This is a genomic window from Asaia lannensis NBRC 102526, from assembly GCF_024054035.1.
GTDB classification, from domain to species: domain Bacteria; phylum Pseudomonadota; class Alphaproteobacteria; order Acetobacterales; family Acetobacteraceae; genus Asaia; species Asaia lannensis.
The window spans coordinates 185,606-211,379 of sequence record NZ_JAMXQU010000003.1; the positions used below are offsets into that span (position 1 = coordinate 185,606).

Sequence of the window (25,774 nt, forward strand, 5' to 3'; positions counted from 1 at the left end):
TCCAGAATTTCGCGAGATCATAACGCTTTCCCATGACTCTGTTCAATCCATACGCCCTGCGCGACGCCCTTCCCTCCGGCTTGCGGCTGCTCGGCCTCGACCCCGGTCAGAAAACGATCGGCCTCGCTCTAAGCGACGTCACGCTCATGCTCGCCTCACCCTATCTGAGCCTGAAGCGCCGCAAATTCGGCGAAACAGCTGATGAAATCGGGCGCATTGTCAGAAAGGAGGGGATCGGTGGCCTGATCTGCGGATTGCCGCTCTCTCTCGACGGCTCGTTCGGTCCCGCAGCCCGCTCCGCACAGGACTGGATGACGGAACTCTCCAACCGTCTGGATCTGCCTGCCTGCTGCTGGGATGAGCGCCTGTCATCCAGCGCGGTCAATCGCTTCCTGATTCAGGAAGCGGACATGACACGCAAAAGACGTGCCGAGGTCGTGGATAAAATGGCTGCCGCCTATACGCTGCAATCCTGGCTGGACGCCACCGCGCCAGCCTGAGAGGGCGGATTTCGTCCCCAAATCCAGTCCAGCGCAGGTGAGTGGTATAAATGTGAAACGGAGCGTCTGCATCCGGCTCGCGTTAGTCAGCCGCGCACGAAAGCTCATGATCATTGATCCCGCCGGGGCCGTAAAGAGGCGTGGGGGTGCCCCCCAGAGACAATTACAGTGGAGCCTGGCGCTTGCCCGGCGTCATCATGACCGGCAACGGGATCTCCTCGATAGTTGCCCCAAACCGCTTTTGCCAATCCGCACGACAACGGGGGATATTGCAGCACCGGCCACCTGATCCGCGCGGACGGCCCAGCTTGCCGAATCAATTCACTCGCGCACGGTCCGATGCGAGAAACATGCAGTCAGATAACCGCGATCGGTAACGCAGCTCAGGTACCCTCAGGCCAATGACGGTTTCCACCGTGTCCGCTGTCGCGCTTCACGCATTCTGTAATCCTGGCCGCCCCTCATCCGCTGGGCAGATCAGATCTTGAGTTTCGCACCCGTGTCGGCACGGATCGTACGACATGCGGCTTCGTCACTGCGCAGATCGAGACCGTAACTCGGGATAATGGTGCGAAGACGCTCGCTCCATTCAGGCAGACGATCGGCAAAATTCTGTTGCACCACCTTGAGCGCAACGGATGCTGCAATCGACGCGCCGGGTGATGCACCGAGCACGGCGGCCAGACTATGGTCCTTTGTGCTCAGAACCTCTGTCCCGAATTTCAGCGTTCCACGCCCGTTTTCCGTCTTGATGATCTGAACACGCTGGCCGGCAACCGCGACACGCCAGTCATGAGAGCGGGCGGAGGGGTAAAATTCCTGAAGCGCCCTGAACCGTGCCGAAGGCTTCTGCATGACCTGTCCGATCAGGTAACGCACCAGATCGCGGTTATCGACCATCACGTCGAACATTGCCTTCGCATTATCTGTCGTGATCGAGCGCGGAAGATCGCTCCACCGGCCGGATTTCAGGAATTTGGTCGTAAACCCTGCATAAGGACCGAAAAGAAGATAAGGCCGCCCACCGATAATGCGCGTATCGAGATGAGGCACAGACATCGGGGGCGAACCCACCGCAGCCTTGCCATAAACCTTTGCCGTATGGCGCTGGCACAGATCGAGGTTGTCGGCATGGAGAAAGAGGCCACTGACCGGGAAGCCTGCATAGCCATGCGCCTCAGGCAGGTCCGCGCTTTTCAGCAGATCGAGCGCAGCACCACCCGCCCCCACGAACACAAATCCGGCCGAAACGGTCTTGGCCTCACCCGTCTCACGGTTCAGCACACTCACGCGCCAGCGACCGCCAGGCTCGCGGTCGAGTGCCGTGACCTTGTGACGATAATGCAGCGCAACGCCGCTCTCCTGGCGGAGTCTTGCAAACAGCTTGCGCGTCAGTGTCCCGAAATCGACATCCGTACCCTGCTCGACCCGCGTCGCTGCAACGGGCACACCCGGTCGACGACGCGCCATCATGAGCGGCGCCCATTGTGCGATCACGGACGGGTCTTCGGAATAGCTCATGGTGTCAAAGCAGTGATGGCGCACCATGGCATCGTAGCGGGCGCGCAGGAACGCGACGTTCTCCTCACCCTGCACAAAGCTCATATGGGGGCAGCGCCGTATGAATGCCGCCGGGTCGTCAATCCATCCTGCCGTGACCAGATGCGCCCAGAGCTGACGCGACAGATCGAACTCCGTATTGACGTCCAGCGCCTTGGCAATATCGATGCTGCCATCCTTGCGTCGGGACGTGTAGTTCAGCTCGCAATAGGCCGCATGTCCCGTGCCGGCGTTATTCCATGCCTCGGAACTCTCCTTCGCGCAGGATTCGAGCGATTCGAACATCGTGATGGACAAGGAAGGATCCAGCGATCGTATGAGCGCCGCAAAGCTCGCGCTCATGACGCCGGCGCCGATCAGGACGATATCCGGTCTTTCTTGGCAGGTCTGGGACATGAGGCGGTTCTTCCAGTCTGGTGACACAGGCGCGCTCACTCCCCGGCTTGCGCCGACAGGCGAACGTGACGTCTTTTCAACCACATAAATACGGCATCTTGCGAGCCCTCGCAGCCCGGAATCAGGCGGAGTTGATCGCAGGAGACCGCGAAAATCACATCGTCTTCGAGATCATCACATGGGCTGGAACAAGCCGCTTTGCAAGCGCGATGAGATCCGGCAGCAGCCCGGAAATGCAGGCCTCTAGCCGCGCAAAACCAGGCGATGGCATGATGGCGGCCTCGTCAAGGTAAAGCCCCCGATTGATTTCGATCTGGACCACATGAACGTCCTCCATGGGCGCACCATAGCGCGACGTGATGTACCCACCCGCATAAGGGTGGTTACGGCCAACCGAAAATCCGGATCCGGAAAACAGCCTTGCAAGCCCGTCGACAATTTCCGGTGCACAGCTCGCGCCGTGCAGATCGCCAAGCACGATATCCGGCAAACGCAGATGGGGAATGGTCGGCATCGAATGCAGGTCGAGAAGCACGCAGACACCGAAACGGGCCTTGCAATGTGCGATCATGGCTTCAAGCGCCTCATGATAGGGCAGCCAGCATGTCGCAATACGCTCCCGGGCCTCGGACACGGCAAGCTGATGGCGATAGATCCCCCGGCCAGGACCGGCGATACGTGCCATCATCCCGAGCCCGCTGCGCACCTTGGCCGTGTTGGTAAGGCACCCTTCAGGCAGACGGTCACGAAACATGTTCGGATCCAGCTCCCAGGCGAAACGGTTTACATCGCAATAAGCGCGGGGAAAACGCGCGCAAAGCAGAGGCACCCCGACATCGACCGCATGATCGAAAAGACGATCGACATAGGCATCCTCACTGCGTCTCAGCGCCTTCAGATCGAGACGGGACTGCTGGAGAAAGCGTTCCGGATATGCGCGGCCGGAATGAGGCGATGCAAGTATGAGCGGCCCGGCGGCCTCTGCCACATCATGAAGACAAAAAGCTGTGGAAAGACAGGGCTCTGGCTCCACTGTAGCGCCGTAAGACATTTTTTTTCCGCTTTGGTGATTTTTTTAGAAAACCCATCTTGCCAGCCTCGTCAACGCCCGCTAAAACGCCGCTCACGGACCGGATGGGCGCATAGCTCAGCGGTAGAGCACTACCTTGACATGGTAGGGGTCACAGGTTCAATCCCTGTTGCGCCCACCATCCGGTCCGCGAATTTCCCATAGTAAAATCATATTAAGCAGACACGATTTTCCGGTTCTGCATCCGCTGCGGCGAGCATGCGCCATGCGCAGGTGTCATGCAGAAGCAATCCGGCCGGGCGAATGGCATGTGGCGCACCATCTGTCAGAACACCCCGTTGAGGACGCTCTGTTCAGACGCTCCCCTGGTCAGGCGTTCCCCGGGTCAGATTCTCATGTGTCAGCAAATCCTCCAGACCGGCTATGCCACTCAGACTCTCCGGCTGGATAACACCACACCGATTGGCTACGACAGACGGCCGACCAGAAACGGCGAGCCCTCCCGCTTCGTACTGCGCGAGGCGGCTCCAGATAAAAGCTGCTCCCAGCAAGATACAGATCATTTCCGGCAACCAAATTCCTGACCTCGGATGGATTGCAGGGCAGAGCCGGAAAAATCGAATGACTGTCTCCTGCGGCACGCGCAGCAGAAGTTTCCTCCCCCTACAGAGCGCGACAAAAATCAGGCTCACTCACCCGGAATTCCGCGATTACCTCTTACAGAAGAGATACCCCCCCTCAATACCGGGTAATGAAACCCGGTCGATGACCGTCAATAGCGCGTCACACATTACGCGTTCACACATACATAGACGCAGAGTGCAAAATCTTACGGTAGGTTCGATTGGTGGGCAGCAATACGGAATCTGGTGCCTAGACGGAGCAATTCCCCATCGTGAACCCTTACAACGCAAAGGTTCCAACATGAGATGAATTCTTTTCGTAACAAAAAATATCTTGCATTGCCGGTGTTAAAGATCGTTAAATTCACGAAGGGTATCTTTCAAAAATAATAACTATTTGTAAGCGGGTTCCTATGTTCAAAAACACGATTCTCATCATCGCCGCATTGGGTTTATGGACCGCTTCCACCGCTCTGACGACGTTCGGGATTCCCGGCGTTGCAGCCCTGTCCGACGCGCTCGACGTCGGCGGAGAGGCTCTTTTCGCTGCCGGTTTGCTCTATATCTTCATCAGGCAAGCCGTGATCACGCATCAGCGTCACGGCCACGCAACGAGTTCGCTGGACCATCAGCGCTAAAAGACCGACCTTCCGCATACGGCCCGATCACCTCTTCGGCCCCTGTTGCAATCGCGCTCTGGGGCTGGGCCGCCGCATGGTCGTGCAACGCTGAACACGCTTCCTCACCTTCCTGACCGGACACAGCCGTCATCACAGCACAGTGCTGCCTTTCTGCACGAAAGCGGCCTCCCCACGGCTCTGTGACTTAATGCCGCAAGCCAGACAGACAGGGATGAGATAATGTGGCAGACAGCCTCCGAGGCGACGGGGCCGTTACGTCACGCAACTCAAGGGTAACGATCAGACGACTCATCGCCGCCCCGGGAGGCAGCATCTGCATCCTGCCCTCTGCAAAGGCCTCTTGCCGCGCAGGACGGACAGGCTGCATGGCCAGCGCCCGAGGAGTAGATCGCGCCCATGTCTCCGATCCAGAACAAGACCCCCCTTCCTGCCGATTCCCTCTCAACGGCATTTCCGGACAGCCACGCACTTATGCGCGCGCTTGTCGCCAAGGCCGCCACTCTGGGTCCCGTGCCCTACGCTATCGTCTGGCCATGCAGCACCCATGCCCTCGGTGGTGCGGTAGAAGCAGCGCGCCATGGAATTATCGTACCAGTCCTTGTGGGAGACAGGCAGGAAATCGAGAAGGTCGCCCTCGAAGGCGGATACGATATTGCAGGCCTGCGCATCGAGCAGGCCGCGACGCCTGCTGAGGCCGTCAGACGGGCCGTCGCGCTCGTGCACGAAGGTGAAGTGAAGGGTCTGACAAAGGGTAGCCTGCATACGGATACCTTCATGGCCGGGGTGATCAAGCAGGAAAGCGGTCTGCGTACCAGACGGCGCATGAGCCACGTTTTCTGCATCAACGTCCCCGATTATCCGGACCTGCTTCTCGTTTCGGACGCCGCCATCAATATCGCCCCGGATCTGATCACGAAGCGCGATATCGTTCAGAATGCGATCGATCTGCACCACGCGCTCGGTCTGGGCGAGCCGCGCGTTGCACTTCTCTCTGCTGTCGAGACGATCAATATCAAGATACAGGGTACGCTCGATGCTGCGGCCCTGTGCAAGATGGCGGACCGGCACGAAATCACCGGCGGTGTGCTCGATGGGCCGCTCGCAATGGATGTGGCGGTGAGCCAGGACTCGGCCCGGATCAAGAATGTCGCATCGCCAGTGGCCGGACGAGCCCAGATTCTGGTCGCTCCAGACCTTGAATCGGGCAATATCCTCGTCAAAAGCCTTGCCTTCCTGGGCAAAGCCGCCACATCGGGCATCGTTATGGGCGCAAAGGTGCCCGTGCTCCTGACCAGCCGCGCAGACGATGCGACAGCACGGCTGGCTTCAGCAGCCATCGGGGCACTCTATGCCCGCTATCTCAGCACACAGGGTGACAGCGCGTCACAACACTGAACGAAACACCCCCGGCCTACAGGCAAGGCTGGGGGTGTTCGAACGCCAAAGGCGCCGGATGCGCCGTTAGAGGCGCTTGCTCAGCCAGTCTTCCTGCGACAGGGCAAAGCCGTGCCATGCGGCTGCCCCCATCTCCATGCTGTTATGGGGCACATATTTCATCACCATCAGTTTGGCACCCTCAGGTAGCAGGCGCGACAGAACATCGCGCAGATCGGAGATAATGAGATTTGACGAGATAATCCAGAAATTATCGATCTCGTGAAAGCCCTCACTGAAGCCCGCAAGCTTCTCTTCAAGGGCCTCGTAAGACTGTCCGGCAAGGCGCTCATAAGCTACAATATAGGTCGTCAAATCGGGTTCCTTCTCTGGATTTACGCCCACCGACGGCAGGGCGCGGGCAAGCCCGGGCTGGTCAAAGCGGAGACGCTCACCAAAACATGACCGTTACATGAAATAATTGCCACATCTCTGCCGCGTTTAACGTATTCCTGCACATGCAGGAGACACTTTGATGACCATTTTCGAACTTTACTGGCAGCGCGTCAAAACCCTCGGCAAGGCTTTCAGGCATAAACGGCTGCTCAGAGGTCAGCGCCTCCGCGGGGCGTGAGGCTGCCCGGCCCCATATAGGAACCCGGTGGAGGCCGATCTATGGGGGGTGAGATTGCCTCGGCGCTCGGCCAGGCCTCCTCGCCGGGACGCGGGGGCACCACCGCAAAACGCGAACGCGGCAGGGCTTCAGGACATTCCGCTCTCATGCGCAGAATGATTTTCTCACGAATGTCGCAGCGCAGATCCCAGCTCTGGAGCGCATTGCGCGCACTGGCGATGATACGGATCTTGAGCGTCTGAGCATCGCAATCAGCAACCTGACAGTCGAACACCTTGCCGTCCCAGAGTGGGCAGGTCTTGATGATTTCGTTCAGGAAACCGCGGATCGTTTCGATAGGCGCTTCGTAATCCACATACAGGAAAACGACGCCTATTATGGCTGCGGAATTATGCGTCCAGTTTTCGAACCGGTTCTCCAGAAAATAGGAAATCGGCACGATATGGCGCCTCCAGTCCCAGACGCGCAGAACCACATAGGTCGAGGTAATTTCCTCAACCCAGGCCCAGTCTCCGTTGATGATAATCAGGTCTTCCATACGGATCGGCTGCGTAATGGCAATCTGGACCCCTGCCAGCAGATTGGTGAGCAGACCACGTGCCGACAGACCGACGATAAGAGACGCCGCACCGGCAGAAGCGAAAAGCGAAACGCCATATTGCCGCACTGAATCGAATGTCATGAGCGCCGCAGCAACGGTCACGATACCGACCAGAATTTCTATCAGACGGCGCAATACCCTGATCTGCGTCTGATGGGTGCGTATCATGATGTCATCGACATGATCGCGTGCCGTAATGCGCTGAAGATAGGCCTCCGTCATGATCCGGAAGGCCACGATCACGGCATACCCCACCATCAGGATACCAATGAACAAGAGCAGTTTCTGCAACAGCTGCGTCGTTTCCCAGGTGAACCCCGAGGCTGCAGGCAGTGCAGAAAGAAGAACGGCAAGCACGACCATCACGCGCACTGGCCGACGCATGGCAAGAATGATCTTGCGCAAAACGGCATCCTCACGATTGCCGAATATGCGCAGGATAATGACTGAAACCAGCTTGCTCGCATAAAAAGCGACAGTTGCCAGCACAACGAGCATGAGAATGGAGACCAGCTGCGCAGGCAGCCAGTCGAAATAGGAACGCAAAGCGAAAAGAGAACTCAGAAACTGTTGTTTCAAAACGGATATCCAGATCCTGAAGAGGGATGAGGAGCGCCGGACACGCCTCCCGGCACCATGAGGTACAGACCTTTCGCACCATGCCACAGACTGCGAGCGGTGCAAAAACACGTTAGGCGCAAAAACCTCTTCATGGAGTGTTGACACATGCGCCCAACCCTTTTAATTCCACGCCCACCGGTCGCGATGGCGGCGTAGCTCAGCGGTAGAGCAGGGGAATCATAATCCCTTGGTCGGCGGTTCAAATCCGTCCGCCGCTACCATCCGACCGGTAATCTCCCGATAGACATTTCGATACGAACTGCCTAAGTGACGCTCATGAAAGCGCCCCTTGCCGCGGTCACGATGGTGTATGACGAACCGGTTTTCCTGCCGGTCTGGCTGCGCCATCACAGCCGTACCATCGGCGCGGAGCATTGCTACGTGATCGATCACGGATCTGACGATGGATCGACCGACCGCCTGAAATGCAATCGTTTGCGTATCCCACGTTCACCGCAGGACGACGCACAGCGCGCGCGCGCAATAAGCGCCATCTGTGCCGGTCTGCTGGAATGGTACGATACCGTACTCTATAGCGATGTCGACGAAATTGTCGTAGCCGATCCCGCCTGCTTTACATCGCTCACCGCTCTTGCCACAGCACGCGACCTGCCCTGCCTTACCGCAACGGGCTTCGACCTTCTCCATCACGAAGACCGCGAAAAACCCGCCAATTTCGGAGCAGCACTAACACGACAGAGATCCTCCCTGCGTTTTTCCGCAGCGATGTGTAAACCATGCCTGATCAGAAAGCCCGTAATCTGGTCACCGGGTTTCCATAGCGTACAGGATCTTGCGCCCAGCCCCGATCCGGCACTGATGCTGTTTCATCTCAGATATTGCGATGTCGATATGGGCTTGAAGCGGCTGCAACGCACGCGGTCGCAGCCATGGTGCAGCGATCAGGCCGGTCAGCATCAACGCATGGACGACCAGTCATGGCGTGCCATGCTGGCCAGCATGGCCGGACTGCCAGAAGAGCCGTCGTCCCTGCTTGCGGAGGATACAGCCTTATCGCGCTGGCGCGCACGAATCGTGTCGGAAGGACAGGGAAGGCTCAATGACCCCTACCCTGTCGATCTCTCGCTATCGGGCGACCGGTTATGGCCCCTGCCCGCGCGGTTCAAGGGCCTGTTCTGATCTTACTCGGCTGTTTCTTCGACCGTTTCCTCGCTTTCGGACTCTGAACCGTTATCGTCACCCTGACGGCGGTCTTCATGGTCCTGCTGCGCACGGACACGCTGCTGATGGCGCTCCTGACGCTCCATCTGGCTTTGCTGAGCCGCCTGCGTCATGGCATTGAGGATGCGGAAATAATGCTCTGCATGCTGGAAATAGGCTTCGGCAAGAATACGATCGCCCGTTCCCGTCGCATCGCGGCCCAGCTGGAGATATTTCTCGAAAAGCTGCTGGGCTGTACCACGTACACGCATGTCAGGACCATTACTGTCGAACACGTGATTACGGTTCAGTGGGGTCTGACCGCTTGCGTGACGCGACCCGCCACCGCTCGGACGATGGTGACGGCTTCTCATACGTTTCATGTTCATGGATCCGCGTAGCACTTTCGTATTCGCAATCCCGATCCGTCAACGACAGAAGCGGAGCGATTGCAGGGAATGAATGACCCTTGGTTTGTCTCTTGCTGGCCGGATAACGAGATCAGGCCACTACTCCGCCCAGCCCGATCACGAAGATCACTGCGAAATTGCGGAAGACGGTTTGTTTCGCCAGTGCATTCACCGGCAACACCAACAGACCGATCCTGTGAAACTAGCAAGTTTACTGCGGCCTGCCAATGGTTTTTCACGTAATGTCCGGCGAATACCCGCTCTGCCATTCGAAGCTCAAAGCTCTGATAATACCGCCAAGATCGGCACGCGCTTCACGCAGAATCAACCCCTGTGCAATGGCAAGCCTTTCCACATCCCGCTCCTGTCCCTGCCCGATCTCCAGAACGAGCACGCCCCCGGGCGCCAGACAGCGGCTCATCTGCCCAAGAATGAGACGATAGGCGTCGAGCCCGTCCATGCCACCGACAAGCGCGCGCGCAGGTTCGTGGTCGCGCACCTCGGGCATGAGCCCGGCGATATCGTCGGCTGGAATATAAGGTGGATTGCTCAGAACAACGTCGAATGTACCGCGCAGGGCATCGCACCAGCTTCCGGCCATGAAGACAGAGCGTCCGTCGAGCCCGTTACGACGCGCATTGTTCCGTGCGAGCTGTGCTGCCCCGGGTGAGAGATCGACGCCCACACCGAAAGCTTCTTCATACTCGCCAAGTGCAGCAAGAAGCAGACAGCCCGTTCCTGTGCCGAGATCGAGAACCGAACCGACCGATTTCCGGTCGGGGCGAAGGTCGAGCAGGACTTCGATAAGTGTTTCGCTGTCACCACGCGGAATGAGCGTATCCTGCGAAACACCCAAAGTCAGCGACCAGAACCCTGTCTCGCCCTCAATCAGGGCCATCGGCTCTCTGAGGCAACGACGTGACAACGCATCGACCAGACGCGTTTGTGCCTCTTCAGGGAAGCTGTTCATCGTCAGCAAGGCCGCGTGATCGCAGCGCAGCGACCAGCAGAGCAGTCGGCGGGCTTCCATGCGCGCCTGATCGATCCCTGCGCCTTGAAGGGCGGCGGCGGTTTCATCGAGCACTTGTCTGAGGGATGGTGGATTACCGCTCACCTGTTTCTCCTGAAACGGCTTATGATACGCGCATGAAAAAGATCATGTCCCTGCTGGCCCTGATCACCAGTGCCAGCCCCTCGTTCGCTCTTGCCGAGAGTTTCACCGTGACAGACGATCGCGCCCCTATCGAGGTGTCAGAGGTTTCGCGTCTATACATCGATGGCACGCTTGCAGCCACCTTCAGGCTCGACGACAAAACGCCAAGTCTTACGAAAAAGATCGAGATCCCGCTCGGTCGCGTCAAACACAGCTATGCCTTGTGCGGCCAGATCACGGTCATCAATGCGGAAGGCCGCGCAGAAACGCATCAGGTCAGCAGCCAGGGAACCCTGACCCACCCTGAAAACCACCATCTCCTCGCGCTGGGCGATGAAGACTTTACCGATTTCTTCCTGCGCGATCCGAATGATCCGGAAGTTGCCAGACATCACCCGGGTCATGCGGAAATCTGCGTTTCACCGGTAAGCTGAGAGACTCATCGATAGAAGCGACGGCGCTCTAGCTCAGCCCCTCGGCGGCGAGAAGCGCCGTTTGCTCTTCCTGCGTCAGGGCGTCGATGATCTCATCGAACTCACCGAGCATGATGCGGTCGATCTTGTGCAGCGTCAGGTTGATACGATGATCGGTCACACGCCCCTGCGGAAAGTTGTAGGTACGGATCCGTTCGGAGCGATCTCCCGTCCCGACCTGTGACTTGCGATCGGCCGCTCGCGTGGCATGAAGCTGGGCGCGCTGCATCTCGTAAAGACGCGCACGCAGGATCTTCATGGCTTTGGCCTTGTTCTTGTGCTGGCTTTTCTCTTCCTGCATCGCCACCACGATACCGCTGGGCATGTGGGTGATGCGCACGGCACTCTCGGTCTTGTTCACATGCTGCCCGCCGGCACCGGAAGCACGATAGACGTCGATACGCAGATCGCCTTCATCGATTGCGACATCGACTTCTTCCGCCTCCGGCATGATCGCGACGGTCACGGTGGAGGTGTGGATACGACCCTGACTTTCCGTTGCGGGAACGCGCTGCACACGATGCACACCGGACTCGTATTTCAGGCGTGCGAAGACGGATCGACCCGAAATCGTTGCAACACCCTCACGCAGGCCAGAGAGATCGCTCTCGTCATATTCCATGACTTCGAAGCGCCAGCCATGAAGATCGGAGAACCGTTTATAGGCACCAAACAGCTCGGCAGCGAAAAGCGCTGCCTCGTCTCCACCCGCTGCCGGGCGAATTTCAAGAATGGCACTGCGCTCATCCGCCTCGTCCCGTGGCAGGAGCGCAAGACGGACTTTCTGTTGCAGCCCCTCGAGTTGCCCCTCGATCTCGGCAATCTCGCCCTGGGCCAGCTCCCGCATCTCCGGATCGTCGAGCAGGGCGAGCGCGTCCTTGTGGGCGGACTCTGCGCGGCGATAAGCAAGGATCGAGGTGACGACCGGCTCAAGCTCGGCAAATTCGCGCGATGCCCGCACGAAATCCTCACCCTGCATCTCACCGCTCGACATGAGCGCCTGCAATTCATCCGACCGGGCGACAATACGCTCCAGCCTGTCGTCGAGTGCCACGATCAGACAGCTTTCAGGAAATGTTCCGCCAGAGACCCGATTGCGACCTCGACCTGCTCGCGCTTTGTCAGATCGCGCACCGTCACAGCGCCACGCGCCAGCTCGTCTTCACCTACCAGCACCATATGGGCAGCACCGGATTTGACAACACGCTCCATGCGCTTCTTGAGCGATGAACGTGTTTCGATCTCGGCGGCGAAGCCAGCCCCGCGCAAGGTCTGCGCCGCTTCGATTGCGGCCGCAAGCGTTGTCTCACCGGTAGGCAGCACCGCCACGGGGCGCGGCTGCATGGGGGCCGAATCGATAAGGAGCGCCAGACGCTCGATACCGCCCGCCCAGCCGATTGCTGGCGTTGCCGGGCCACCCATCTGAGCCACAAGCCCTTCATAGCGACCACCAGCCAGAACCGTCCCCTGAGCGCCAAGGCGATCGGTGACGAATTCAAAGGCCGTATGGCTGTAGTAATCGAGACCGCGCACGATATGCGGGTTCTCGACGAAGCCGACGCCGAACAGGTCAAGCTTGCGACGCAGATCGTCCCAGAAAATATGGGAGGTCTCGTTCAGATAGGCCGCGAATTTAGGGGCTTCGTCCAGCAACGCCCGGTCCTGCGGCGACTTGCTGTCGAGAATACGCAGCGGATTGGCTTCCAGGCGGGCGCGGCTCTCATCAGAAAGAGACGATTCATGAGCCTTGAAATAGGCCACCAGAGCGTCCCGCCAGGCCTGACGGCTGTCCGGATCGCCCAGCGTGTTGATCTCGAGTGTGACCGCATCGCCCAGACCGAGTGCCTTGAGAATGGCATGCGCCATGGCAATGGTTTCGGCGTCCATCAGCGGATCGGTGGCGCCCAGAAGCTCCGCCCCGATCTGATGGAACTGCCGGAAACGCCCTTTCTGCGGGCGCTCGTAACGGAACATCGGCCCGTTATAGAACACGCGCTGCGGCAGGGTCTGCGTCAGGCCATTGGTCACAAAAGCGCGGCAGATCGCCGCTGTCCCTTCGGGACGAAGGGTCAGGCTGTCGCCGCCTCGGTCCTCGAAGGTGTACATTTCCTTGGTCACGACATCGGAAGTATCGCCGAGCGTACGCGAGAAGACCCGCGTATCCTCGAAGATCGGCGTCGACCACTCTTCGTACCCGTAACGACGCGTCACCTCACGCGCCGTATCCACGACATGAGCGTGGCGGCGCGCGGTATCGCCGATCAGATCATGCGTACCGCGAACCGGCTGCAACTGGCTCATGGTTCAGGCGCCTGCCAGCGCGGCCTCGGCCTTCTCGGCCTCTTCCTGCGCGGCCTTTTCGGCTTCGATCTTCGCCACACGCTCTTCCACGAGGTCGACGATATGCTCGATCATATCCTGCCCTTCGTTCAGGCGATGATCCTGCTTGCCGGCCGAGTAAACCATATGGCGGCCTGCGCCACCTCCGGTCACGCCCAGATCGGTCATCAGCGCCTCGCCGGGACCATTCACCACGCAACCGATAATGGAGAGCGTAAGCGGTGTCTTGATGTGCTGCAGGCGATCCTCGAGGGTCTGCACCGTCTCGACTACATTAAAGCCCTGTCGCGCACAGGACGGGCAGGAGATGATCTTGACGCCGCGATGACGCAGGCCGAGCGATTTGAGAATATCCCAGCCGACCAGCACTTCCTCTTCCGGAGGGGCAGAGAGCGATACGCGCATGGTGTCACCCACACCGGCCCAGAGCAGATTGCCCAGACCGATCGACGACTTCACGGTACCGGCGCGCTTTGACCCGGCTTCTGTAATACCGATATGCAGCGGGTGATCGCAGACTTCGGCAAGTTGTTGATAAGCGGCAACCGCCATGAACACGTCAGACGCTTTCACGCTGATCTTGAATTCATGGAAATCATGATCCTGCAGGATCTTGGCGTGCTCAAGCGCGCTCTCGACCAGCGCATCGGGGTTGGGCTCACCGTATTTTTCGAGCAGATGCTTCTCAAGCGAGCCTGCATTCACACCGATACGGATCGAGCAGCCATAGTCACGCGCAGCATTCACCACTTCACGCACGCGCTCGGCACTGCCGATATTGCCGGGGTTGATGCGCAGGCAGGCTGCACCGGCCTTTGCGGCCTCGATGGCGCGCTTGTAATGGAAATGGATGTCCGCAACGATCGGCACATTCACTTCGCGCACAATTTCTGCCAGGGCGGCGGTGCTCTCTTCATCGGGGCACGATACGCGCACGATATCCACACCGGCGATCTCCGAAAGCCGGATCTGTTCGATGGTCGCCTTGGCATCCGATGTGAGCGTGTTGGTCATGGTCTGCACCGATACCGGCGCATCCCCACCGACAGCCACCTTGCCAACATGAATCTGACGGGATTTGCGACGTTCGATATACTGGTAGGGGCGATATCCGCTCATAATCTCGTCTCCATTTCGGCTGGTTCTGGCCGACAGGCCATCCCAGCCGGGGTGCTGCGGGAACAGTGTTCCGTCATGCGACCCGTGTCTAAATCATGTTGGCCAGAAAATCCCGCTTTGTCGCGAAATGCTCTGCCCGTCTCTCATGAACCCCACCTGTCTTATGTGAAACAGGCAGGGTTCCTCAATTTCTCTGTTACCGACGCTCTGCCGCCACGACCGCTTGCGGCATCGCTGCAACAGCAACCGGTACCGGCAGAGGCTTTACTGCGGTTGTGCCGTCCGTTCCAGCTGGCGTGCATTCAGACGATCGGTTTCCGACTCATGCGATGCCGTATCAGCAGGGCCGTTGCGACGCGTCGGTGTCGTAAGCTTTGGGGCCGCAACCTCGTTTTTCAAGCCCGTCCCGGCACGCGTGACATCAGATCCCGGGACATGCGTCCCAGAAGCCACAGGCGTTCCCGAAGATGAAGCTGAAGCTGGCGCGGTCATTGTTGGCGGAGCCACTGTGCTGCTGCCTTCCTGACCGAGCTGGCCATTACGAATGGCGGCAGCGCTGACAACAAGATTACGGCGGACCGCGCCGATACGACCCAGCGCGGCGGTCGTGACATCACCAGCGCTAAGCGTAAGACCTCCTGCATTCCCTAAAGTCATACGGTACGGCGCAGCATCGTCCGAGCCCTGCCAGGTTTCGCCCGCCTTGAGAACGCGGCTGAAAACCGTCGCACCATTCTTATCGCGGATCGACACCCAGGCATCGGCTGCAGCATGAAGACCGATCATGTTGGATGCAACGACATTGCCAGAGGATGAAGACGCCGATGTTGCTTCAGAAGACGGCATCACTCCGGCGCCTGCCTGACCGGCAGTTCCGTCTCCCTGCATTCCGGGTTGCGATGGCGCCATGTTGCCCGACGCACCAGCGCCCTGGAGGTTACTTGCCCCGGCTTGCGGCGCCATAGTCTGTCCGGCATTTGTCTGTTCGCCTGCAACCTGACCGTTCACCGCAGGCACGTTCTGAGCAGACACGCGTGGCGCGGCGGCCGATACCGCGCCGGAAGGCGTAGCATTTTCCTGTGCGGGACCGGTTGCAGATGCGGGGTTCGCCGACGACGCTGAAAGGGAGCCAGTCGTTGTGCTATCGCCCTTCTCCGTGGGCTGAGGCGACGGCGCGAGACCCCGATCGGGCATGACGGCTGCAATCTGGGGCGAAGGTGTCCCGTGCTGTGTCACACCCGGCATGATCTCGGCAACGGAAGGCATCTGATGCGTCGGTGCCGGTTCGGAACCAAAAAAGTGATAATAGCCGATATAGGTTCCGACCAGAACAGCCAACCCGGCACCGACCCATAAACCGACCGGGACACCCCGCTCCGAAACGGGTTCGGGAAAACTCAGCTCCGGCTTCCGATCGAGCGCGCCGCGCGTATCATGGCGAAAGCGGGCAACCGCCTGATCGGGATCCATCCCGAGTGCATGCGCGTAGCTGCGCAAAAAGCCCAGCGCATAGGCCGAACCCGGGAAGACGGACATATTGCCTTCCTCCAGGGCCTGAAGATAGCTCTCGCGAATACGCAGCCATCCGGCCACGTCAGGCAGTGCCCAGCCGAGCTCCTCGCGTTTGGCGCGCAATTCGGCACCAAGACCACGCGCGCTCTCGGCGCCCTGCCATCCCGGAATACGGTCTGTCGTCTTCTCTGGCATGATTACCCGATTGCGGTCTCTGTGACGTGAAGATGCCCGGTCCGTGCCTCTCTTGCAACCAGAGCGTCAACTGCCTGCTCGACAAGATCGTGCAGAATCTCGGCAACGGGCCGTATGGCCTTGACCATGCCGACGGACTGACCGGCCATGACCGATCCTTCCTCCACATCGCCCTCGATCACGGCGCGACGCAGGGCACCGGCCCAGAAATGCTCGATTTCGAGCTGTGCCTCTTCCTTGCTCAGCTCCCCGGAAGTGAAGCGCGAAAGCGTGGCTGCCTGATGCGCCATGAAGCGACGCGTTCCGGCATTGCTCAGCCCGCGCACCGGGATCACCGGGAAACGCTCATCGATCTGGTTCGATGTCACAGCATCGCGGGCAGAGGCACGTACGAAGGCTTTCTTGAATGCCTCATGCGCGATGCTTTCGCTGCTTGCAGCGAAAAGCGTTCCAAGCTGGGCGCCGGATGCGCCCTGCTCCAGATAGCCCAGTACGGCATCGCCACGTGCGAGACCGCCTGCCACGAAAACCGGCACGTCATGGATATGGGGCAGGATTTCCTGCGCCAGCACATTCAGCGAAACCGGGCCGACATGGCCGCCTGCTTCGGATCCCTCGATCACCAGCGCCTCGATCCCAAGCTTGACCAGACGCTTGCCCAGAGCCAGAGCGGGGGCAAAACCGATTGCGCGCGCGCCGCCATCGCGTACCTGCTTGATGGTCGCGCCGCTTGGCACGCCACCCGCCAGAACCACATGGCCAACCTTGTGCGCAATGCACACGTCGACAAGCTTGTCGAGCTCGGGGTGCATGGTGATGAGGTTCACGCCGAAGGGCTTGTCGGTCAGAGCCTGCGTCGCGACGATTTCCTCTGCCAGCCGCTCCGGACTCATGGCCCCGCAGGCAATAACGCCAAAACCGCCCGCATTCGAAATGGCCGAAACGAGATTGCGCTCGCTGACCCAGGACATGGCTCCGCCCAGAACGGCAGTCGGTGTACCCAGAAATGCGCAGCCCGGTGCCCAGAGGCGATCGAGCGTCTCACGCGCAGTCCGGCGAGCCTGATCCATGGTCGTCATGATTATTCCCCGTCCAGACCGTAGGCGGTGTGCAGTGCCCGCATGGCCAGCTCCATATATTCGGCATCGATCAGAACGGAAATCTTGATCTCGCTGGTCGAAATGACCTGCACATTGATTCCGCGATCGGCAAGCGTCTGGAACATCGTGCTTGCCATGCCCGAATGAGAGCGCATGCCGATACCGACCACGCTGATCTTGACCACGTCGTTGGCCGTATGGATCTCGCCGTACTGGATATCCGCGCGCGCGCCCTCAAGTGCAGCCAGCGCACGCGCCTGATCGCCCTTTGGCACAGTGAAGGTCATGTTGGTCGATCCGTCCGAGCCAACGCTCTGGACGATCATATCCACATTGACGCGCGCCTCGGTCAGAGGGCTGAAAATAGCAGCGGCGATGCCCGGACGGTCCGGGATGCGGCTCACCGAGATCTTCGCCTCGTCCAGAGAATAGGCGATCCCCGTGACCAGTTCCTTTTCCATCATCTCGTCCTCATCAACCACCAGTGATCCCGAAAGCTCTGTCTCGGGCTCGAAACTCGACAATACGCGCACGCGCACTTTTTCTTTCATGGCCAGACCGACCGAGCGCGTCTGAAGGACCTTGGCCCCCACCGAAGCCAGCTCAAGCATTTCCTCGAAAGTGATGCGATCCAGCTTTCTGGCTTTTTTCACGATGCGCGGATCGGTCGTGTAGATGCCATCGACATCGGTATAGATATCGCAACGATCCGCCCTGATCGCGGCGGCCACGGCAACCGCCGAGGTATCGGAGCCACCGCGTCCGAGCGTGCTGATGCGCTCGCCCGGCGCCACGCCCTGGAAACCGGCGATGACAGGCACCTCACCCTGTTCCATGCAGGCAATCAGCGCTGCACCTTCCACATCGCCGATACGCGCCTTGCCATGCGCATCGTCGGTACGAAAAGGAATCTGCCAGCCCTGCCATGAGCGCGCCGGCACACCGAGCGCCTGAAGTGCGATGGCCGTCAGGCCGCTCGTCACCTGCTCGCCGCTGGCTACGACAGCGTCGTATTCACGCGCATCGGCCATGGAATCGAGCGCATTGACATAGCCGACCATCTGGTTGGTGACACCCGCCATGGCGGAAACCACAACGGCAACCTGATGGCCTTTGTCGCGTTCCTTGCGCACGCGTTCGGCCACGGCGCGAATGCGGTCGAGGTCGGCCACGGAGGTTCCACCGAACTTCATGACGATCCGGGTTGGGCACTGGTCTTTAGACGTCATAATTGTGCACCTGGCTCCGTACGTAGCAGAAAGCGGTCGATCACAGAGCGCCGGAGACGGATTTTCCAGCCTGCGATGTTGCGCAAGGAAAGGCCGGTCACATACTAAGTCCAGATCGCGCCGTCCAGATACTCTGGAACAACGGACCCATTTCTGTATGCCTGGAACAACAATGCCGGATCACGCAGCCTCTTCTGTTTCCGATCGCGAGATCGCCCATTTCGATCAGCTGGCAGCCACGTGGTGGGACCCGAAAGGGCCCATGAAGCCCCTGCATGACATGAACCCGATGCGTACTGAATGGGTCAACGCGCATCTCAAACGTCTGACAGCATTGCGGGGCGGGACGCTCTCCCTTCTCGACATCGGCTGCGGCGCAGGGCTGGCCAGCGAGGCCTATGCCCGCATGGGCCACGATGTTCTTGGCCTCGACGCCTCACCCGAAGGGATACGCGCGGCAGAAGCCCATCTTGCCGATCATCCCCTTCCCCAGAACGCTGGCACCCTCACCTATCGTAACGGCAGCGCCGAGACACTGCTTACTGAGGGACAGAGTTTCGATGCCGTTTCGGCGCTTGAGGTGATCGAGCATGTCAACGATCCGCAGGAATTTCTCTCCATGCTGCGTGGCCTGACAAAACCGGGCGGTCTCGTCGCCGTCTCGACGCTCAATCGCACACTTGCCTCTCTCGCCGTAGCCAAGATCGGTGCCGAGTATATCGCGCGTCTGCTGCCTGTGGGCACGCATGACTGGCAGAAATTCATCCGTCCCGATGAATTGCACAAAATGGGCCGTGCTGCGGGTCTGCGTATGATCGATGTTGCCGGGATGAGCTACCGCCCGATGCACTGGCGTATCACGCGCGACACCAGCATCAATTACATCACGATGTTCGTACGCGACTGAAAACAGAAAATCCGCCCCTCACTGGGCGGCTTTTCTGCGAACGATGTCTCCCGTCGGCATGACGGGAGACCTCTTCCTTCAACCGAAAGTGTCAGACCCGGACGCCATCAAACCGGCGATCCGGCTCGATCCGACGAGCCGGACATTGACCGGTTTCAGACTTCTGTATCCATGAAGGCGAAGGTGGTCGGGCTTCCGACAGGCGTGAAGTTTTCAGTGAAACCGAGCTGACCGCTCGCCTTGTCGACACGGAAGGACGTCACCGCATCGCTTCGCTGGTTGGCGCAGAACAAGAAATTGCCAGACGGATCGAACATCATCGCGCGACCGTAATCGGCATGCATCCAGGCTTCATCCTGCAGGGTCAGCGTGCCGTCATCGCCAACCTTGAATACCGCCAGAGAATCGCCGAGGCGATTGGAAGCGTATACGAAACGGTCGTCGGCGGAGATCAGGATTTCAGCTGCCAGAGTGCTCCCACGGAAATGTGAGGTCACGGTGCTGACAGATTGCAGATTGTTGATCGCACCGGTCTGCGGATCGAAGGCGCTGACAACGATCTTCGAATCCTGCTCGCACAGATTGTACATGAGCTTGCCGGAGCGGTTGAACTGGAAGTGGCGCGGGGCGCTTCCCGGCGTCATGTCGTAATACGGCACCTTGGCCGGAACGAGTTTGCCCGTCTGCAGGTTGAGCGTCCAGACGTAAACACGGTCGAGCCCGGCATCGTCTGCAATCACGTATTTGCCGCTCGGATCGCTCTGAATCATGTGCGGATGCGAGCCCGAATGGTCGGAAACGGCAAAATTGCCCTGCGGATTATCGGCAGCACGCTCAGGCTGACGCGGGCCGGTGTTATGCACGACATCTGTGGCAGGGCCGAGCGATCCATCCGGCCGGATCGGCAGAACAGCGACGGAACCGCCCATGTAATTGGCAACCAGCACATAGCGACCGGAGTGGTGCACGCTCAGATGTGCAGGCACAGCACCGCCGGAACTGACAACATTCAGTTTCTTGAGCGATCCGGTCTTGCGATCGACCGCAAAAGCCGTGACTGACCCGTCCCCATCCTTGTTGAAATCGTCGATCTCGCTGAGCGCATACATAAAGCGTTTGTCATGCGAGAGCGTAATGAAAGAGGGGCTCGCGATGTCGGTGAACGTCGTTACCGGCGTAAGCACGCCGCTCTGGCGGTCCATTTCGAAAACGGCAATACCCTCACCATTGCCTGCTCCTCCCGGAGGAGCGTGCTTGGTGTAACCACCTACAAAGCAGATGGTCTTCGACACAGGCTTTGGCGGCGGCGGCGGTGCAGCCGGGGCCTGATCGGTGGCGTCCTGCGCCATAGCCGTGCCGCAACTCAGCAGGCCAAGGGTACCCAACGCAAAACTGCGGCGGGAAAGCGTCGTCTTCATGATATGCTCTCAAGCTCCTCGGGCGACCATTCGGGTCAAGGCAGTTTGCATTCGGGCCCTATGGTGCCGTGGTACCGGGTCCAGGTCTGCGTCTTGCCGAAAAGGGGAATTCCCAGAATAAATCCGCGCAGCTTGAGCACCTCCGGCGACTCGGTATTGATACGGGCGTCATAGGTACGCCCGGTTTCCGGGTCGAGGATATGCCCTCGCCACACGTTTTCATCCTTGATTAGTCGGAAATCGGTGAGCATGACCAGCCCACATTGTGAACGACCCCACACATCCTTGGGAACAGGCCCATCATATTGCATGCCGATCAGCCGCCCGCAGAGCGTATCGCCGCAATGTCCGATCTGAAACACACCATCGTGATCCTGAGAAAGCCATAGCCCCTCCTCCGGCGCAGGCGGATTACCGCGTGTCTGAGCCTGTAATGGCGATGCTACCAGAAGCATCGAGGCAAAAAGCGCAAGCGAAACCAGGAAGCCTCGCTTTACCTGTACACCGCCTGCTGTGCCCTGATCACGAGTCCGAGTGGTCGATCCAGGGTATCGGGGAAAAATCCACGCCTTCATCTTCGAGCCTTTCCCTCTCGGAGTCGCTCATCGTGCCATAAATGCCACGCCCGGACTGGCGGTCTCCGTTGTTACGCACATCATGACGCCTCAACGCCTCTTCGGCAAATCTGTCGCCCACATCGTCGCACTGCGTCTCTACCGCCCGCCTGAGCGTGCGCAGGGCCATTCTGATCTGATCGGCCTGTGTTACGGCCAGCTCGGGAGGAGCGGAAGGTCGATCGTCCGACACGGCCCGACGCGCCAGAGCTGGTGCCATCAGGCTTTTCTCGACATCGCTCGCGCCGCATTGCGGACAGGTCACCAGCCCGCCCTGACATTGCCGATCGAATGATTCTCCATCAGGAAACCAGCCTTCGAACTCGTGTCCCGACGAACAGTGTAACCTGTAGCAGATCATGCCTTGCCGAGAAGTCCGTCCAGCTTGCCCGATGCATCGAGCTGCATCAGATCCGTGCAGCCACCAAGGCAGACATCGTCGACAAAAATCTGCGGAACCGTGCGACCGCCTCCTGAGCGACGGATGGAATCCTGGCGCGCTGTCGTTCCATGAGGCGCATCGATCTCGGTGAAGGGAACATGCTTGGACTGCAGAATCTGGACGGCCCGCACACAATACGGGCAGCCGAGCTGCGTATAGATCTCGATCTTCTGCACGGTCATTCCTGTTCCTCGCCTTGACGGCCCTGATCCCCAGCCAGTTTGACGGTTCGCGCCGCCACCAGAAGGTCGACGCGCCTCGCCCCCGCATTGAGGAGTTGTGTTGCGCAGATGGAGGCGGTTGCGCCAGTGGTCAAGATATCATCGACAAGAACCACATGCCGGCCAATGATATCGGCCCGTATCGACGGTCTTACGCCGATCGCACCATTGAGCGCTTTCTTCCGATCCTCGGGCGACAGGCGCGCCAGTATGCGCGTGAAGCGCCGCCGCATCAGCGCATCGGGCAACGCGCGTGCCCCAGCCGTCTTGCGCGCGAGTGCATGAGCCAGCAAGGCAGATTGATTGAACCGCCTTTTCCAGAAGCGACGTCTATGCAGCGGTACCGGGACGAAAACTTCACCTCCCCTGTCGCCCTCACCAAACGTATCGAGCATGGCGCGTCCCAGAAACGGGACGATATCAAGCCGATCGGCATATTTGAGCTGCAGTACCAGACGTCGTGCCGTTCCCTCATAGAGAAAGGCGGCATGTGCCCGGTACCATGGAAAACGCGGTTTCGCGCAGGAAGGGCAGCGGCCCTCATCGTCAGCATAATCGGCAGATGGCAGGGGCAGCGCGCAATGCGTGCAAGCCAGAACGATCGGGGCGAGCTGTCTGAAGCACTGGACACAGAGAAGGCCCGGGGCTGTCGTCTCTGCGCCACAGCAAAGACAGACTGGCGGAAAAACCCAGTCCAGAACAGGACGAACAAACGCATTGAGATGCTTGAGAACAAGACGCTTCACTCCGCGCAAGCCCCGTCAGTCGATCACAAGCAGTTCAATCAGGGCTGTATTGACCAGCACCTTGCCCTGATTTTCGAAATTGATCGTCACACGATGCCCGACGACGCTCTGTATCTGCCCGACTCCCCACTCCGGGCATTCCGGATGGGTTACGAGCTGACCGGGTTCATAAAAACCGAGATTGCCTCTCATGCCTTGCCCTCCCTGTCGAAGGTGGAAACCTGGCCTATCGCGTTACTCATCGAACTGGTCATCAACTTGTGGGAACGCGACACCCTCTGCCTCGATCATTGCGCCCAGCGCTTCGAGCATGGTCCTGCAGTCACGCATTGTCCTGCCCTCCACACGTGCGACGAGAGCAGGCTGCGTGTTGGAAGCGCGCAAAAGCCACCATCCTTCGGGGGTCGTCACACGCAGACCGTCGATCAGTGTCATATCGTCGCCCCGCTCCGCGCTTCTGGCAATCAGGCGATCGATAATCCCGAATTTCACGTCGTCCGGGCACGGGAACCGTATTTCCGGCGTCACGACAGGTGACGGCAATGCGTCACAAAGCGACGATAGCGGTTCGTTCCGGCGAGAAAGCAGGTCGATCAGGCGGGTTGCAGCATAAATCCCGTCATCGAAGCCCGGCCAGCAATCCGCAAAAAGGAAATGTCCTGACATTTCGCCTGCGAATAGCCCGCCCGTTTCGGAAAGTGCCGCCTTCACTTCCGAATGACCGCTCGGGCACATACGCGCCTTACCGCCCATGGCGGCAATGCCGTCGAATAGCAGGGAAGACATTTTGACATCGCCCAGTATGACCGCACCGGGCGATTCCTGCATAACGGGCTGCGCGAGAAGCAGGGTCAGTTTATCGGCAGGGACCAGAACGCCGCGATCATCGAGCACACCGAGGCGATCTGCGTCGCCATCGAACCCGACACCGAGGTCAGCTCCGTTTTCGAGAACTGCCTGCTTGAGCTGGTGCATGTTTTCCGGCAGGGTTGGATCGGGATGATGCGCAGGAAACCGGCCATCGACCGCGCTATTCAGCACAAGGTGCTCACCGGGCAGTTTCGCCGTCAGGGCAGCCAGGACCGGACCGGCGGAGGAATTGACGTTATCCCACACGACACGCAAGGGACGGCCTTCTCCCGACCATCCGGCCCGTACTGCATCCACATAAGCTTCGATCGCATCGGATACGCTTTGCGGTGCTGGACCGGAGCGATGGGGACAATCGACACCGTGAGAGGCCCGCTGTCCCAGGTCACGAAGTGACGCGCCAAAAAACGGCCTGTTTTCCAGAACGAGCTTGAACCCGTTGAAATCGAGGGGGTTGTGGCTTCCCGTCACCATAATTGCGCCTGATGCACCCAGACGATGCGCAGCGTGATAGAGTGCCGGTGTCGGGCAGCACGGCAAGCGCCCTACCGACAGACCGCCACGCACAAGCCCTGCGACAAGCGATGCCTCCAGTGCCGGCGAGGTCAGACGCCCGTCATGACCTGTCAGCACGTCGGACAGACCGCGCTCACGGAGCACAGACGCAAAAACGACGCCTAGAGCATAGGCGTCGTCCTCACCAAGCGTCTGACCGACGATTCCGCGAATATCGTATTCCCGCAGAACCGACGGGTCGAAGTCATGCCGAAAAATGGCACGCATCAGGCATCGGCATATTTCTTGATGAAGCCGCGCATGGCATCACGCAGATCGGGGCGCTCAAGCGCGAAGGCGATCTGGGCTTCCAGATAGCCAGCCTTATCGCCGCAGTCATAACGCGTGCCTTCATAACGCAGGCCGTGGAACGGCGCATGACCGATCATCTTCGCCATTGCGTCCGTGAGCTGCACCTCACCACCCGCACCGCGCTCGAGCTTGGACAGATGGGTCATGATCTCAGGGAGCAGCACATAGCGCCCGATGATCGACAGGTTCGAAGGCGCGTCTTCGGGCTTGGGCTTCTCGACCAGCCCCTTGACTTCTACCAGCTTACCATCATCGGCGCCGACATCGAGAATACCATAACGGTTGGTATGCTCCTTGGGGACTTCGGAGACCGCGACGACGTTGCCGCCTGTCTGGTTATAGACTTCAACCAGCTGGGCAACGCAGCCCTTTTCGCCCTGGACGATGTCATCGGGCAGCAGGATTGCAAACGGATCGTCGCCGATGAACGAGCGGGCGCACCAGATAGCGTGACCCAGACCCATCGGTTCCTGCTGGCGCACGGCAGCGAGCGAGCCGGCTTCGATCGAGCTCGGCTGAAGCGCCTTGAGCAGATCGTTTTTACCGCGCTCGCGCAACGTCGTTTCGAGTTCGAACGCAACGTCGAAATAATCGATGAGGCTATCCTTGCCACGTCCCGTGATCAGGCAGAACTGGTCGATGCCCGCCTTGCGTGCTTCATCGATTGCGTACTGGATAAGCGGGCGGTCGACGACCGGCAGCATCTCTTTGGGCATGGCCTTCGTTGCAGGAAGAAAGCGTGTCCCCATACCAGCAACGGGCAGTACAGCTTTTCTGAGCGGCTTGATCACGTTATCCGACCTTTAGATCTCATTGTGTATGCAAAACAGTCTTGAGCATTGAGCATATAAATGCAGTCTCTGACTGCGAGTGACCCTACACCATGACTGCTTCCTTGCCACGGGTACTGACAGGGAAGTTCGGCAAAGTGATGGCATGCACACAAAATTTCACATTAATACGACTGGTTAATAATTTAACACATGAACGAAAGTTCATTTCGTAATGAAATTTTTT

General features: G+C 59.3%; 26 protein-coding genes and 2 tRNA genes. 8 read left to right on the forward strand and 20 right to left on the reverse strand.

The window, feature by feature from the left end:
• The first annotated feature begins 32 nt into the window (after nt 1-32).
• Nucleotides 33-500 (forward strand): Holliday junction resolvase RuvX, encoded by a 468-nt coding sequence (ruvX, locus tag NF685_RS05665; RefSeq protein WP_252848920.1) that lies wholly within the window; start codon nt 33-35, stop codon nt 498-500.
• A 477-nt stretch (nt 501-977) separates the two neighbouring features.
• Here ruvX and mqo read toward each other — a convergent pair whose 3' ends face one another.
• Entirely contained in the window at nt 978-2,456 is a 1,479-nt protein-coding gene (gene mqo, locus NF685_RS05670; protein WP_252848921.1) for a malate dehydrogenase (quinone), read from the reverse strand.
• A 154-nt stretch (nt 2,457-2,610) separates the two neighbouring features.
• Nucleotides 2,611-3,507 carry an N-formylglutamate amidohydrolase gene (locus tag NF685_RS05675; protein ID WP_252848922.1) on the reverse strand — a complete coding sequence of 299 codons (897 nt, stop codon included), beginning with the start codon at nt 3,505-3,507 and terminating at the stop codon, nt 2,611-2,613.
• Between the two features lie 85 nt (nt 3,508-3,592).
• Here NF685_RS05675 and NF685_RS05680 point away from each other — a divergent pair.
• The 3 genes from NF685_RS05680 (at nt 3,593) to NF685_RS05690 (ending at nt 6,145) form a co-directional block, all read left to right on the forward strand.
• A tRNA-Val gene (locus NF685_RS05680) sits at nt 3,593-3,667 on the forward strand.
• 855 nt (nt 3,668-4,522) lie between these two features.
• On the forward strand, nt 4,523-4,747 hold the full coding sequence (locus tag NF685_RS05685) for a hypothetical protein (RefSeq protein WP_222547202.1): 225 nt from the start codon (nt 4,523-4,525) through the stop codon (nt 4,745-4,747).
• 399 nt (nt 4,748-5,146) lie between these two features.
• Nucleotides 5,147-6,145, forward strand: coding sequence for a bifunctional enoyl-CoA hydratase/phosphate acetyltransferase (locus NF685_RS05690; RefSeq protein WP_252848923.1), 999 nt, complete (start codon nt 5,147-5,149; stop codon nt 6,143-6,145).
• A 66-nt stretch (nt 6,146-6,211) separates the two neighbouring features.
• Here NF685_RS05690 and NF685_RS05695 read toward each other — a convergent pair whose 3' ends face one another.
• Together NF685_RS05695 and NF685_RS05700 are read right to left on the reverse strand one after the other, a co-directional pair.
• Nucleotides 6,212-6,499, reverse strand: a complete 288-nt coding sequence (locus tag NF685_RS05695) for a hypothetical protein (protein WP_252848924.1) — start codon at nt 6,497-6,499, stop codon at nt 6,212-6,214.
• A gap of 230 nt (nt 6,500-6,729) precedes the next feature.
• A complete protein-coding gene (locus tag NF685_RS05700) occupies nt 6,730-7,938 on the reverse strand; it encodes a mechanosensitive ion channel family protein (RefSeq protein WP_252848925.1) in 1,209 nt (402 codons plus the stop codon).
• A 188-nt stretch (nt 7,939-8,126) separates the two neighbouring features.
• Between NF685_RS05700 and NF685_RS05705 the strand changes: the two genes are divergently transcribed.
• Together NF685_RS05705 and NF685_RS05710 are read left to right on the forward strand one after the other, a co-directional pair.
• Nucleotides 8,127-8,201, forward strand: a tRNA-Met gene (locus tag NF685_RS05705).
• A gap of 55 nt (nt 8,202-8,256) precedes the next feature.
• Nucleotides 8,257-9,120 carry a glycosyltransferase family 2 protein gene (locus NF685_RS05710; RefSeq protein WP_252848926.1) on the forward strand — a complete coding sequence of 288 codons (864 nt, stop codon included), beginning with the start codon at nt 8,257-8,259 and terminating at the stop codon, nt 9,118-9,120.
• Nucleotides 9,121-9,122: 2 nt separating this feature from the next.
• On the opposite strand, the gene NF685_RS05715 is transcribed toward NF685_RS05710, so the two are convergent.
• Together NF685_RS05715 and prmC are read right to left on the reverse strand one after the other, a co-directional pair.
• Nucleotides 9,123-9,524, reverse strand: coding sequence for a DUF4167 domain-containing protein (locus NF685_RS05715; protein ID WP_252848927.1), 402 nt, complete (start codon nt 9,522-9,524; stop codon nt 9,123-9,125).
• 262 nt (nt 9,525-9,786) lie between these two features.
• Nucleotides 9,787-10,665, reverse strand: coding sequence for a peptide chain release factor N(5)-glutamine methyltransferase (prmC, locus tag NF685_RS05720; RefSeq protein ID WP_252848928.1), 879 nt, complete (start codon nt 10,663-10,665; stop codon nt 9,787-9,789).
• A 32-nt stretch (nt 10,666-10,697) separates the two neighbouring features.
• On the opposite strand from prmC, the gene NF685_RS05725 reads away from it, so the two are divergent.
• Nucleotides 10,698-11,138 (forward strand): hypothetical protein, encoded by a 441-nt coding sequence (locus NF685_RS05725; protein ID WP_252848929.1) that lies wholly within the window; start codon nt 10,698-10,700, stop codon nt 11,136-11,138.
• A 28-nt stretch (nt 11,139-11,166) separates the two neighbouring features.
• Here NF685_RS05725 and prfA read toward each other — a convergent pair whose 3' ends face one another.
• The 6 genes from prfA to NF685_RS05755 all read right to left on the reverse strand — a co-directional run bounded on the left by prfA (nt 11,167) and on the right by NF685_RS05755 (nt 18,672).
• The gene (gene prfA, locus NF685_RS05730) at nt 11,167-12,231 is read right to left on the reverse strand and encodes a peptide chain release factor 1 (RefSeq protein WP_252848930.1); all 1,065 of its coding nucleotides are present in this window, start codon (nt 12,229-12,231) and stop codon (nt 11,167-11,169) included.
• Nucleotides 12,232-12,233: 2 nt separating this feature from the next.
• Entirely contained in the window at nt 12,234-13,478 is a 1,245-nt protein-coding gene (hisS, locus tag NF685_RS05735) for a histidine--tRNA ligase (protein ID WP_252848931.1), read from the reverse strand.
• Between the two features lie 3 nt (nt 13,479-13,481).
• Complete coding sequence (gene ispG, locus NF685_RS05740; protein ID WP_222547194.1) at nt 13,482-14,636, reverse strand: flavodoxin-dependent (E)-4-hydroxy-3-methylbut-2-enyl-diphosphate synthase; 1,155 nt, start codon at nt 14,634-14,636, stop codon at nt 13,482-13,484.
• A gap of 264 nt (nt 14,637-14,900) precedes the next feature.
• Nucleotides 14,901-16,343 (reverse strand): helix-turn-helix domain-containing protein, encoded by a 1,443-nt coding sequence (locus NF685_RS05745; protein ID WP_252848932.1) that lies wholly within the window; start codon nt 16,341-16,343, stop codon nt 14,901-14,903.
• 2 nt (nt 16,344-16,345) lie between these two features.
• Nucleotides 16,346-17,422, reverse strand: a complete 1,077-nt coding sequence (locus NF685_RS05750) for an NAD(P)H-dependent flavin oxidoreductase (RefSeq protein WP_222547192.1) — start codon at nt 17,420-17,422, stop codon at nt 16,346-16,348.
• A 2-nt stretch (nt 17,423-17,424) separates the two neighbouring features.
• The gene (locus NF685_RS05755; protein ID WP_252848933.1) at nt 17,425-18,672 is read right to left on the reverse strand and encodes an aspartate kinase; all 1,248 of its coding nucleotides are present in this window, start codon (nt 18,670-18,672) and stop codon (nt 17,425-17,427) included.
• A 157-nt stretch (nt 18,673-18,829) separates the two neighbouring features.
• On the opposite strand from NF685_RS05755, the gene ubiG reads away from it, so the two are divergent.
• Entirely contained in the window at nt 18,830-19,579 is a 750-nt protein-coding gene (ubiG, locus tag NF685_RS05760) for a bifunctional 2-polyprenyl-6-hydroxyphenol methylase/3-demethylubiquinol 3-O-methyltransferase UbiG (RefSeq protein WP_252848934.1), read from the forward strand.
• Between the two features lie 155 nt (nt 19,580-19,734).
• Here the strand turns inward: ubiG and NF685_RS05765 are convergent, their stop codons facing one another.
• The 8 genes from NF685_RS05765 to galU all read right to left on the reverse strand — a co-directional run bounded on the left by NF685_RS05765 (nt 19,735) and on the right by galU (nt 25,548).
• Complete coding sequence (locus NF685_RS05765; RefSeq protein ID WP_222547189.1) at nt 19,735-20,997, reverse strand: lactonase family protein; 1,263 nt, start codon at nt 20,995-20,997, stop codon at nt 19,735-19,737.
• A gap of 35 nt (nt 20,998-21,032) precedes the next feature.
• The gene (locus tag NF685_RS05770) at nt 21,033-21,452 is read right to left on the reverse strand and encodes a DUF2147 domain-containing protein (RefSeq protein WP_252848935.1); all 420 of its coding nucleotides are present in this window, start codon (nt 21,450-21,452) and stop codon (nt 21,033-21,035) included.
• A 67-nt stretch (nt 21,453-21,519) separates the two neighbouring features.
• Entirely contained in the window at nt 21,520-21,972 is a 453-nt protein-coding gene (locus NF685_RS05775; protein ID WP_252848936.1) for a DUF1178 family protein, read from the reverse strand.
• Nucleotides 21,969-22,229, reverse strand: a complete 261-nt coding sequence (gene grxC / locus NF685_RS05780; RefSeq protein WP_252849076.1) for a glutaredoxin 3 — start codon at nt 22,227-22,229, stop codon at nt 21,969-21,971. The genes NF685_RS05775 and grxC overlap by 4 nt, the downstream gene beginning before the upstream one ends.
• Nucleotides 22,230-22,231: 2 nt before the next feature.
• Nucleotides 22,232-23,020, reverse strand: a complete 789-nt coding sequence (locus NF685_RS05785; protein ID WP_252848937.1) for a ComF family protein — start codon at nt 23,018-23,020, stop codon at nt 22,232-22,234.
• A 15-nt stretch (nt 23,021-23,035) separates the two neighbouring features.
• The gene (locus NF685_RS05790; RefSeq protein WP_222547186.1) at nt 23,036-23,212 is read right to left on the reverse strand and encodes a DUF3553 domain-containing protein; all 177 of its coding nucleotides are present in this window, start codon (nt 23,210-23,212) and stop codon (nt 23,036-23,038) included.
• Nucleotides 23,213-23,254: 42 nt separating this feature from the next.
• Nucleotides 23,255-24,673, reverse strand: coding sequence for a phosphomannomutase/phosphoglucomutase (locus tag NF685_RS05795; protein ID WP_252848938.1), 1,419 nt, complete (start codon nt 24,671-24,673; stop codon nt 23,255-23,257).
• Nucleotides 24,673-25,548: a UTP--glucose-1-phosphate uridylyltransferase GalU gene (galU, locus tag NF685_RS05800; protein WP_252848939.1), complete on the reverse strand. Its 876-nt coding sequence runs from the start codon at nt 25,546-25,548 to the stop codon at nt 24,673-24,675. Before galU ends, NF685_RS05795 begins: the two co-directional genes overlap by 1 nt.
• Nucleotides 25,549-25,774 lie beyond the last annotated feature (226 nt).